Source organism: Providencia sp. PROV073 (assembly GCF_033688125.1).
Classification (GTDB): domain Bacteria; phylum Pseudomonadota; class Gammaproteobacteria; order Enterobacterales; family Enterobacteriaceae; genus Providencia; species Providencia hangzhouensis.
Window position 1 is genome coordinate 2,183,804 of the sequence record NZ_CP096353.1, and the last position, 12,191, is coordinate 2,195,994.

Here is a 12,191-nt window from a genome sequence, read left to right on the forward strand (position 1 = left end):
ATTTAAATCAATATTAAACGGAGAAGGTATTTAAGATAGGGTTCATAATGTGATTAATTTTTTATATATATTAACCTCATAAAACTAATAATAAATTATTTTTAGTTAATATCTTAAAAATTAGAGAAGTGTTTCGATATAGTAAAATATAATCAATGTGATTACGTTTTACTCTAACGGTGACCTAACTCTATTGTAACTGAAAGATTTTTCTGGAAATTGCCAGTATGATCATGATTTGCTAGAGAGATGTGTTTATACTGTTATCGCTCTTACCTTACTTATTTTGAAAGGACTTGACGATGGATGACAAATTAAAACAAAGTGCTCTTGATTTTCATGAGTTTCCACATCCTGGGAAAATTACGGTTACCCCAACTAAACCACTAACAACCCAGAGAGATCTCGCATTAGCATACTCACCAGGTGTTGCAGTGCCATGTCTTGAAATTGCAGATGACCCACTTAAAGCTTATCGTTACACCGCTAAAGGTAACCTTGTCGGGGTCGTGTCTAATGGTACGGCTGTCCTTGGGTTAGGTAATATCGGTGCTTTAGCTGGTAAGCCTGTCATGGAAGGAAAAGGTGTACTATTTAAAAAGTTTTCTGGTGTTGATGTCTTTGATATTGAAGTTGATGAAACAGACCCAGACAAGTTAGTTGATATCATTGCGTCTCTTGAGCCGACTTTTGGCGGTATTAATTTAGAAGATATCAAAGCACCAGAATGCTTTTATATTGAACAAAAACTTCGTGAGCGGATGAAAATCCCTGTATTCCATGATGACCAACACGGTACCGCAATCATCTGTACTGCCGCTGTTATCAATGGCTTACGTATTGTTAAAAAAGATATTGGTGATGTGCGCCTGGTGGTTTCTGGCGCAGGGGCGGCATCAATCGCTTGTATGAATTTATTAGTCGCGTTGGGGTTGAAACGCGAACATATCACCGTTTGTGATTCAAAAGGGGTGATTTACAAAGGCCGTGACGAACGCATGGATGTCACCAAAGCCGCGTATGCAATTGAAGATAACGGCCAACGTACTTTGGCTGATGCGATTCCTAATGCAGATATTTTCTTAGGCTGTTCAGGTCCACGTCTTTTAACGCCAGAAATGGTGAAAACCATGGCAAAAGATCCTCTAATCTTAGCATTGGCTAATCCTGAACCCGAAATTTTACCACCTTTGGCAAAAGAAGTTCGCCCTGATGCCATCATCTGTACTGGTCGTTCTGATTACCCAAATCAGGTTAATAACGTATTATGTTTCCCATTCATTTTCCGTGGTGCGCTAGATGTTGGCGCAACAACGATTAATGAAGAAATGAAACTGGCTTGTGTATATGCCATTGCAGATCTTGCATTGGCTGAGCAAAGTGAAGAAGTGGCTTCTGCGTATGGCAACCAAGATTTATTCTTTGGCCCTGAATATATTATTCCGAAACCATTTGACCCGCGTTTGATTGTGAAAATTGCGCCAGCAGTGGCAAAAGCAGCTATGGATTCAGGGGTAGCAACGCGTCCAATTGAAGACTTTGATGCCTATATCGAAAAATTAAATCAATTTGTTTATAAAACAAATTTATTCATGAAACCTATTTTCTCTCAAGCTAAGACGGCGAAAAAACGCATTGTATTAGCAGAAGGGGAAGAAGAGCGTGTATTGCATGCGACTCAAGAACTAGTGTCTTTAGGTTTAGCTTTCCCAATTTTAGTTGGGCGCCCAAGTGTGATTGAAATGCGTATTCAAAAACTCGGCCTACATATTGAGTTAGGTAAAGATTTTGAAGTGGTTAATAACGAAAACGACCCGCGTTATAAAGAATATTGGCAAGAATACTACCAAATCATGAAACGTCGTGGTATTTCCCAAGAAATGGCGCGCCGTGCGGTGATTAATAACCCAACCTTAATTGGTGGGATCATGGTGTTGCGTGGCGAAGCCGACGGGATGATTTGTGGAACGGTGGGCAGTTATGGCGAACACTATGAAGTTGTTAAAGATTTATTTGGTTTCCGCGAGGGTGTTCATGCAGCAGGTGCAATGAATGCATTGTTATTACCAACGGGTAATACGTTTATCGCAGACACTTATGTCAATGAAGACCCTTCACCGGAAGAGCTAACTGAAATCACGTTAATGGCAGCGGATACGGTAAGACGCTTTGGTATTGAGCCAAAAGTGGCTCTGTTATCGCGTTCTAGCTTTGGTTCTTCAGATTGCGCATCTGCACAAAAAATGCGTGATACGCTAACGATGATCAAAGCACGTGACCCACATTTGGAAATTGATGGTGAAATGCATGCGGATGCCGCATTAATTGAATCTATCCGTAAAGATGTGATGCCTGATAGTCCATTAAAAGGTTCAGCAAATTTATTAATTATGCCAAATATGGAAGCAGCACGTATTAGTTATAATTTACTGCGTGTCACAAGCTCTGATGGTGTGACTGTCGGGCCAGTGTTAATGGGGGTTGCGAAACCTGTGCATATATTAACACCAATTGCTTCGGTACGTCGTATCGTGAATATGGTGGCATTGGCAGTGGTTGAAGCACAAACAAATCCACTTTAAGGGTTAATATTAATTAATTTGTGTTAAAGGCTTCTATGGTTTCATAGGAGCCTTTTTGTTGAAAATGATTCTCATTATCTGTATCTTGTGAGCTTGACTACATAAGATGGAAAGCATAATGATTTCAATTAGATTGACCTCTCGAATAGCCACTTTAATGGTTGGGTTATTTTTTCTTATTGGTTGTACACAAAAAATTGAGCCAACAAACGTACAATTGGATAGCCAGCTAACAGCAAGCGACCAAATTATTGACTTAGCAACAGGTAAGTCTTTAACACCTCAGCAATTAGTTGAGCAGCTTGCTCAATCTCCACGTGTGATTGTTGGAGAAAAGCATGATAACCACTATCACCACCAAATTGAGCAATGGCTTGTACAGGAAATGCCAAAAATACGGCCTCAAGGTGCGGTTTTACTCGAAATGCTGACACCGTCACAGCAAAAAGGTGTGAGTCGAGTACAGGCACAGATGCAGAGTAATCCTTATATTCGTGACGAAAAGTTACAGTCCGCCATAAAATGGAACAGTGGTTGGCCTTGGGAACAGTATGGGGCTTTAATCCGTCATTTACTAAGCTCACCTTATCCATTACTTTCTGCAAACCTAAATAAAGAAGAGGTGCTTTCCGCCTACGCTAACCCATCATCAATAATGGGGCAGTATTCGACTCAGCCTATTGTTCAAGAACTCATCAGTAAAACGATTGAAAGCTCTCATGGTGGGGAACTTACAGCGGAACAAGTGGTAAAAATGACCTTTATACAGCAGTTGCGTGACCGCCGTATGGCAGAGTCGTTATTAAATGCACCTACACCCGCGCTCTTATTTGCAGGTGGCTACCATGCAACAAGAGCTATTGGGGTACCTTTACATGTGCAAGACCTCGCACCTGACGAATCAGTCAAAGTGTTAATTATTTCAGAGAGAGGGGAAGAAATAGACCATTTACATGCTGATTTTGTTTGGTATACCCCTAAATGATGACTAAATAATAGCAACCTAATGATTTCAAAAAAGTTAATTTTGTGAAGTATTCTTTATTTTCATTAAGAAATGATTTCCATTTTCATTTGTTATTAATTATCATTTGCGTTTATGTGAAGATACATAAGTACATAAGATAAAAATGAGTATAACAACATTTGAAAATGAGTATTTAAAGCGAACGACGAAGATGAGTGGGTGGTTCGCATTGGCAATTGCTCTTCATGTCGCTGTGGTTGGGGGCTATATATGGGTAACTTATAATCAACAATGGGAAGAGCTATTGCCTCTACCATCAGTGGTTATGGAAATTTCGATAGAGTCGCAAGCCGAACAATTGACAGAAGTTAACATTGGTCAATTACAAGAGTTAGCGGTGGCAAGTCAGGCACATGAGGCTCCATCAGAAGAGAAAATTATCCCACCATTAGCCATCAATGAGCAGGCAGAAGTGCAAGTGGCTAAGACGGTGAGTACAAAACGAATAGCTGAAGTAAAAAAACAAAAGCGTGAAAAGCAGGTGGTTGAACAAAAACAAGCGACTGATTCAAAAGCCAATGATGCCCCTGTCACCAGTGATGCAGCAGCGCCATTACAGACTCAGAAAATTGCCGCAGAATTTAATAGCCAGTCACAATCGATAGAGAACGCGAAAAGGCTGTGGGAAGCACAAGTATTGGGTAAATTAAATAAATACAAGCGTTTCCCTGAAGATGCCGTAAGGCGAGGGCGAGTTGGTCAATCAGCAGTAACATTTACGGTTGACCCACAAGGTTTTTTACTTGATAGCGAGCTGGTGAGTTCATCTGGAACGCGATCGTTGGATAGAGAAGCCTTGCAGGTTTTATCAAGAGCGGCACCTTTACCTGAACCACCTACTGAAATTTTAATCAATGGGCGGGTAACAGTCAGGATCCCTATTGATTTTACTCTTAATGAAAAATAGATTGGATGAATTATGCGTAATAAACTTACTGAGTTTTGTCTTATTACATTACTTGGTTTATATGCAGCAACCAGTGCTGCGGAGGATAGAATGTCAGCACCAATAGCCAAAAAACAACCACATACAATGACTACTCACGGAGATGTCCGTGTTGATAACTATTATTGGTTAAGAGATGACCAACGTGAGTCTCCAGAAATTATCGAATATCTAACGCAAGAAAATGACTATACAAAGCAACAATTAGAGAAAGGTGAGTCGTTAAAAAAAGAGATTTACGATGAACTCTTTTCGCGTATGAAGCAGGACGATGAGTCAGTTCCCTATAATTATAATGGTTATACTTACCGCTCACGAGTGGTTGCGGGAAAAAATTATTCTATCTATGAAAGACGCCCGGTAAATAGCCAGGGTGAATGGGTTGTATTAGTTGATGGTAATGAACGTGCCGAAGGCACAGAATATTATCGTATGGGCGCGTTAGCTATTTCGCCAGATAATACCACGCTTGCCATTGCCGAAGATCACCAAGGGCGTAATGAATTTGCAGTGTCATTTCGAAAAATTGATGAGAGCGAGTGGCAAGAGAATGTATTAACCAATACATCAGGGAATATTGTTTGGGCTAATGATAACCAAACGCTATTCTATGTGAATAAAGACAAGCAAACATTGCTTCCTTATCAAGTGGTTAGGCACCAATACGGTACACAGCAAACTCAAGACAAACTGGTGTATGAAGAAAAGGATGATACTTTTTACGTTAGTTTAGCGAAATCGACGTCAAAAGATTTTATTTTAATAGGTATCACGAGTACTGAAACTTCTGAATATCGGTTAATTGATGCAAATCAGCCACAAAATGACGCTAAAATCTTAAAACCACGTCAAGTTGGGGTTGAGTACTATCCTGATCATTTCAATGGTAAATTCTATATTCGTTCTAATCACCAGCACCCATTGTTTGGTTTATATATTGCAGACAATATTTCAGCGCCGTGGGTAAGCTTTATTACACCACGTGATGGGGTTGATCTTGAAGGTTTTGCGTTATTTAATAACTGGTTAGTGGTAGAAGAGCGCCAAAACGGCTTAGTAAATATTCGCCAAATCAGTTGGTTAACGCATAAAGAAAACCAAGTGAGCTTTGATGACCCAACTTACATGGCGTGGATTGGGAATAACCCTGAGCCTGATACGGACACATTACGCTACGGCTACTCATCAATGACCACACCGTCTTCAGTATATGAAATTAATATGCTGACTCAAGAAAAACAGCTTTTAAAACAAGAAGAAGTTAAAGATTTTAATAAGCAAAATTACCAAAGTGAGCGTATTTGGGTCACTGCACAAGATGGGATAAAAGTCCCTGTTTCCTTAGTTTACCGTAAAGATCTTTTCAAACATGGTCAAAATCCATTGTTAGTCTATGGTTATGGCGCTTATGGATATGGCATAGACCCTTCTTTTAGTTCATCTCGTTTGTCTTTATTGGATCGCGGTTTTGTTTACGCGATTGCACATATTCGTGGTGGTGGTGACTTAGGTAAAAATTGGTATATACAAGGCAAAACAATCCACAAAATGAATACATTTACTGACTTTATTGATGCAACCAAAGGGTTATTATCAGAAGGTTATGGTAAAGCAGGGCATGTGTATGCCATGGGGGGCAGTGCGGGTGGCTTATTAATGGGAGCGGTGGTGAATATGGCGCCTGACTTATACGAGGGTGTTGTTTCCGCTGTTCCATTTGTAGATGTGGTAACCACAATGTTAGACCCATCAATTCCTCTAACTACTGGGGAATACGACGAGTGGGGTAACCCTGAAAATGAAGAGGATTACTGGCGAATTAAAGCGTATAGCCCTTATGACAATATCAAAGCACAACATTACCCACATATTTTAGTGACGACAGGGTTACATGATTCCCAAGTTCAATACTGGGAACCTGCAAAATGGGTGGCTAAATTGCGAGATATTAAACAAGGTAATTCATTATTATTATTAGAAACGAATATGAATGCGGGCCATGGCGGTAAATCAGGGCGTTTTAATGCACTCGATGATATTGCCCAAGAATATAGCTTTATTCTTATGCTTGAAAATAAAGACAAATATTTTCCATATTTAAAATAATAATTAACCTATAAAATTTAGGTGATTTCAGGCCAGCAACAAGATTAATCACATTGTTGCTGAGCCTTTTCACAGGCACTATTTGGCCTGTGCTAGCGGTGTGAGCGTATGACACTCAGTACGTTTACAGGAATGGTTTAATGAATAATAAAACAATAATTATGGTAGCTGGTATTATTGCCACTAGCTACCAAGGGATCGCTTTGGCTGAAAATACACAGCAGCAAAATAAGCAGAAAGAAGGTGTGGTTAATTTTAGCCAATTAAAAGTTTCAGGTGCGCAGAAACAAACCCCACTAGTCAAAGCATTAGAAAAACCAGGTGCTTATAGTGCGGTTGGTACAGAAAATAAATTGCAGTCGATGGATAAAATTATTCGCACCATGCCCGGTACCTATACTCAAATGGATGCCAGCCAAGGTACGGTTAACGTCAATATTCGTGGACTGAGTGGTTTTGGTCGCGTGAATATGATGGTTGATGGTATTACGCAAAGTTATTATGGTATCTCACCGAGCAAATATACCCACGGTATGCAGCCGAGTAATGATTTTGGCTCATTAATTGATCCAAACTTTATTGTCTCAGTGGAAGTGGAGAAAGGGCAGTTGAATGGCAGTAATAGCATTAATGCTTTAGCCGGAAGTGCGAATTTCCGCACTATCGGAATTGATGACGTCATTTTTAACGACAATTTATACGGACTGCGTAGTAAAGCTAACTGGGGGGATAATGGTCTCGGTTATAACGGGATGGTTGCTGTTGCGGGTAAAACACAATTACAGGATGATGGTTACTTTGGTGGTTTAATTGCAGTTAGTGGGCATAATATCCCCGGCAGCTATAAAAACGGCGATGGTTTTAATAGTGATGAATTTGCCACAGATCCCTCATTCAAACAAAAGCCACAATCTCAATTGGCAAAGTTGAAATATAAACCTAATGATCGCCATGAATTGGAATTCAGTGGGCGTTTTTTGCAAAATAAACTTACCAGCAGAAAGATTAATAGTGAGGACTATTATCTAAAATATAAATACACTCCATTAAATGAATTAATTGACGTAGAAATACTGGCAAGCCATGGCAATAATGAACAAAAATTTCAAGGTGATCCTATTGGTGGAGCCTTTAAAAATGCCATATCTAAAAATAAATCTGATAGTATAAATTTATCCAATACTAGCCATTTTTCTTATGGAGATGTGGATTATAAATGGCAAGTAGGTTCGAAATTAATGAAAACCAAATACAGTAAGGAAGCACAATCGGTTGAAGACCCAAATACCCAGATAAACAATCCATTTTCACCAAGTGGAACACAAGATATTGCCAGCGTATATACTCAGTTTGAAGCGAAATACGATATCTATACAGCGATATTTGACCTTAATTACCTCAATTATAGCGTGAAAGGTTATAAGCCTGCGTGTGATGAAACCGAAAAATGTTTCCCCCAAGAAGCCAGTAATCTGAACATTAAAGATAGTGGGATTAACCCAGGTATATTGTTATCCGCTCAAATCATTCCTGAATTCCAGCCCTTTGTTAGTTACGCACATTCCATGCGTGCACCGAATTCACAAGAAGCTTTTTTCTCCTCAAATGGTGGCCAGACGATGAATCCATTTCTTAAGGGTGAAAAATCAAAAACTTGGCAGGTTGGGTTTAATAGCTTAAAACCTGATTTAGTGGTAGATGGTGACCAATTCAATCTGAAAGCATTGTGGTTTCATACCCAAGTTAAAGATTATATCACGAGTAAAGCTTTTGTACTTTGTCGTTCCAATCCACAGGATGAATTTGATTGGTGTTTAGTGAATGATGATGTATGGGATAAAGAGAATCCACCAATGTTTCAGCGAGCAGAAATGTATGTGAATGACCATCGAGATGTAAATTTACGAGGGTATGAATTGCAAGCCAACTACGATGCAGGTGTATTTTATTCAATGGTTTCATATACCAAAGAGTCAGGAAAACAGCCGGTTTCTATTAATAGCACCTCCTTATTTAGTGCAGGGGATTTCACTCAATTACCTGACTATTACCTAACATTAGACTCAGGCGTACGCTTCTTTGATGAAAAACTGACACTCGGTTCAACGATCACATGGACTGGCCCCTCCAAACGGATTAGCCCAGTTCCAGATAGCGACCAAAATGGTGATGCTATGACGGAGAAATATGAGAAACAACCAACTATTGTTGATGTATATGCAGATTATGAAATTAATAAAAACGTTAAGTTGATGATGACAGTTAACAATGTGACGAATAAAAACTATACCGACGCACTAAACCGAGCAAATTCGGGTGCAATTATGCAAGAGAGAGGACGGAATAATGAAACGGGTAGAGGGCGTACTTATATGATTGGTGGGCAGGTACGTTTCTAACCAGTATATAAATTTACAACCACTTATCCCGTTATTTTAATCGAGATAAGTGGTTAAAATAATCACTTCGATACTCTTTTGGTTTTAACTTTCTCAATGTGGGTAATTTGGCTTTCAACCCAGCCATCATTAAGGCGTGTTTTCAGTGGTTGCCCTAATTTTACTTGGCTGGTTTTTTTCAACACGGTGCCTTCTGCTGTCTCACTAATACTAAAGCCGCGAGCAAGTGTTGCCAATGGGCTGACAGCTTCCATTTTCGAACACGCGACAGCAAAACGTTGACGATAGCTATTGACCAAACTCGTGATCATATTTTGCAAATGATATTGTGTTTGTTGCAACTGACGTTGTTGTTTTTGCAACTGAGGGCGTAAATCATTTTGTAGCAAACGGCGATTAACTCTTTCGAATTTAGCCGTCGAATTTTGTAGTTGCCGAGTCATCGACTGTGCTAGCTTTTGTTGCAATAAATTAAGTTGATTATATTGCCGTGCCAAACGTAATTGCGGGTGCTGTTGTTGTAAACGGTGATGCAAACGAGCAAATCTTTGTTGTTGGCCTGCCACGTAATAATCCATTGCCATTTCAAGGTGTTGCTGTGCAGATTTTAACTGCCGCAGCATTTCTAGCTGGTTACGGCTAACAAGCTCGGCTGCCGCAGATGGGGTTGGTGCTCTTACGTCCGCTACATAGTCCGCAATCGTCACATCGGTTTCATGACCAACAGCACTAATTATAGGCAGTTGACTAGCAAAAATAGCTCTAGCAACGATTTCTTCATTAAATGCCCACAAATCTTCAAGGGAGCCCCCACCGCGACCGACAATTAACACATCACATTCTTGACGCAAATTTGCTAGCTCAATCATTCGAGCAATTTGTGCTGGTGCCATTTCGCCTTGAACGGCCGTTGGATAGATAATGATAGGCAGAGAAGGATCCCGGCGGCGTAAAATATTTAAAATATCATGTAGGGCTGCACCGGTTGCTGATGTAATGATACCGACAGATTTAGCAGGGCTAGGTAGCGGTTTTTTATGAATAATATCAAATAAGCCTTGTGCGCTTAGCGTTTGTTTTAATAGTTCAAAACGCTGTTGCAGTAAGCCCTCACCGGCTGGCTGCATACTTTCAAGGATTAATTGGTAGTCACCTCGAGGTTCATATAAAGTCACTGTCGCTCTAACCAAAACTTGCTGGCCATTTTGTGGGCGGAAAGTGACACGTGCATTCTGCCCACGGAACATTGCCGCACGTACCTGTGCTCGGTCATCTTTTAAGGTTAAGTACCAATGACCTGAACTTGGTTGTGAAAAATTGGAAATTTCAGCGGTTAACCAAATACGGCCCATTTGGTTATCAAGAAGTTCTCGAACAGTCTGGTTAAGCTTGCTAACCGAGTAAATTGCGTTATTTTGTGAAGTCGACATGTGAGCCAGATCAAATTTTAAAACAATGACTTAATCGATAGATACTAACGCAGTTATAGGAGTTATCAAGTTTTTTTTCAAAAAAACGCTGGAAGCAACCGTTTTCGGTGTGTATAATGCCGCGGCAATATTTTATACCTTTCCATAACGCTGCCTGGTGGGATATTGCCTATGTTACGCATTAAAAAAGAAGCACTTACTTTCGACGACGTTTTACTCGTTCCTGCACACTCAACCGTATTACCGAATACCGCAGATTTATCAACTCAACTGACTGCAAACATCCGCCTGAACATTCCTATGCTTTCTGCAGCCATGGATACTGTCACTGAATCTGACCTTGCTATTGCATTAGCACAAGAAGGTGGCATTGGTTTCATCCATAAAAACATGACTATTGAGCGCCAAGCGGAAGAAGTTCGCCGCGTGAAAAAGCATGAAAGTGGTGTCGTCACTGACCCTGTGACAGTAACGCCTGATACTACCATTCGTGAAGTGCAAGAAATGGCTGAGCGCAATGGTTTTGCAGGTTACCCAGTAGTTGCAAACGACAACTCATTAGTTGGTATTATTACGGGCCGCGATGTTCGTTTCGTGACGGATTTGGACCAGCCTGTTACTGCTGTGATGACGCCAAAAGAACGTTTAGTCACCGTGAAAGAAGGCGAAGCACGTGAAATTGTTTTACAAAAAATGCATGAAAAACGTGTAGAAAAAGCCTTAGTGATCGATGATAACTTTCATTTGTTAGGGATGATCACTGTTAAAGACTTCCAAAAAGCAGAACGTAAGCCAAACGCGTGTAAAGACGAGCAAGGCCGTTTGCGTGTTGGTGCTGCTGTTGGTGCTGGTGCAGGAAATGAAGAGCGTGTTGACGCACTGGTGGCTGCTGGCGTTGACGTTTTATTAATTGATTCATCACATGGTCATTCAGAAGGCGTATTACAACGTATTCGTGAAACCCGCCAAAAATACCCTGACTTACAAATCATTGGCGGTAACGTAGCAACCGCGGAAGGGGCGAAAGCGCTGGCTGATGCAGGTGTTAGCGCCGTTAAAGTCGGTATTGGCCCTGGTTCAATTTGTACAACTCGTATCGTAACTGGTGTGGGTGTACCACAAATTACAGCTATTGCAGAAGCGGCAGAAGCCCTTGAAGGTACGGGTATTCCTGTTATCGCGGATGGGGGTATTCGCTTCTCAGGTGATATCTCTAAAGCTATCGCGGCAGGCGCAGCCTGTGTGATGGTCGGCTCAATGTTCGCAGGAACTGAAGAGTCTCCGGGAGAAACTATTTTATTCCAAGGCCGTACTTACAAAGCATACCGTGGCATGGGTTCACTGGGTGCGATGTCTAAAGGTTCGTCAGATCGTTACTTCCAATCTGATAATGCAGCAGACAAATTAGTGCCAGAAGGCATTGAAGGCCGCGTAGCATACAAAGGTCGCCTAAAAGAAATCATTCATCAACAAATGGGTGGCTTACGCTCCTGTATGGGCCTGACGGGCTGTGGTACTATTGATGCATTAAGAACAAAAGCAGAATTTGTTCGCATCAGTGGAGCCGGTATCCAAGAAAGCCACGTTCATGATGTTACTATCACGAAAGAATCGCCAAACTACCGTTTGGGGCAATAATCGATAAAGTTTCTCAGGGTGGCGCATTCATTTGATTGCGTCACCGATTCTTATTTTTGACTT

7 protein-coding genes are annotated in these 12,191 nt (G+C 40.7%); 6 read left to right on the forward strand and 1 reads right to left on the reverse strand.

Annotation, left to right across the window (positions count from 1 at the left end; all coding sequences use genetic code 11):
* Window positions 1-302: 302 nt before the first annotated feature.
* The 5 genes from maeB to M1F17_RS09915 all read left to right on the forward strand — a co-directional run bounded on the left by maeB (window position 303) and on the right by M1F17_RS09915 (window position 9,060).
* Entirely contained in the window at window positions 303-2,582 is a 2,280-nt protein-coding gene (gene maeB, locus M1F17_RS09895; RefSeq protein ID WP_004253593.1) for an NADP-dependent oxaloacetate-decarboxylating malate dehydrogenase, read from the forward strand.
* A 118-nt stretch (window positions 2,583-2,700) separates the two neighbouring features.
* Window positions 2,701-3,567, forward strand: a complete 867-nt coding sequence (locus M1F17_RS09900; protein WP_226616954.1) for a ChaN family lipoprotein — start codon at window positions 2,701-2,703, stop codon at window positions 3,565-3,567.
* A gap of 145 nt (window positions 3,568-3,712) precedes the next feature.
* A complete protein-coding gene (locus tag M1F17_RS09905; protein ID WP_144140690.1) occupies window positions 3,713-4,516 on the forward strand; it encodes an energy transducer TonB in 804 nt (267 codons plus the stop codon).
* A 12-nt stretch (window positions 4,517-4,528) separates the two neighbouring features.
* Complete coding sequence (locus M1F17_RS09910) at window positions 4,529-6,661, forward strand: S9 family peptidase (RefSeq protein WP_144396006.1); 2,133 nt, start codon at window positions 4,529-4,531, stop codon at window positions 6,659-6,661.
* 140 nt (window positions 6,662-6,801) lie between these two features.
* Window positions 6,802-9,060, forward strand: coding sequence for a TonB-dependent receptor domain-containing protein (locus tag M1F17_RS09915; protein ID WP_144140686.1), 2,259 nt, complete (start codon window positions 6,802-6,804; stop codon window positions 9,058-9,060).
* A 62-nt stretch (window positions 9,061-9,122) separates the two neighbouring features.
* Here the strand turns inward: M1F17_RS09915 and xseA are convergent, their stop codons facing one another.
* On the reverse strand, window positions 9,123-10,490 hold the full coding sequence (gene xseA, locus M1F17_RS09920) for an exodeoxyribonuclease VII large subunit (RefSeq protein WP_144140684.1): 1,368 nt from the start codon (window positions 10,488-10,490) through the stop codon (window positions 9,123-9,125).
* Between the two features lie 171 nt (window positions 10,491-10,661).
* On the opposite strand from xseA, the gene guaB reads away from it, so the two are divergent.
* Window positions 10,662-12,128, forward strand: coding sequence for an IMP dehydrogenase (guaB, locus tag M1F17_RS09925; protein WP_004253607.1), 1,467 nt, complete (start codon window positions 10,662-10,664; stop codon window positions 12,126-12,128).
* Window positions 12,129-12,191: the final 63 nt, after the last annotated feature.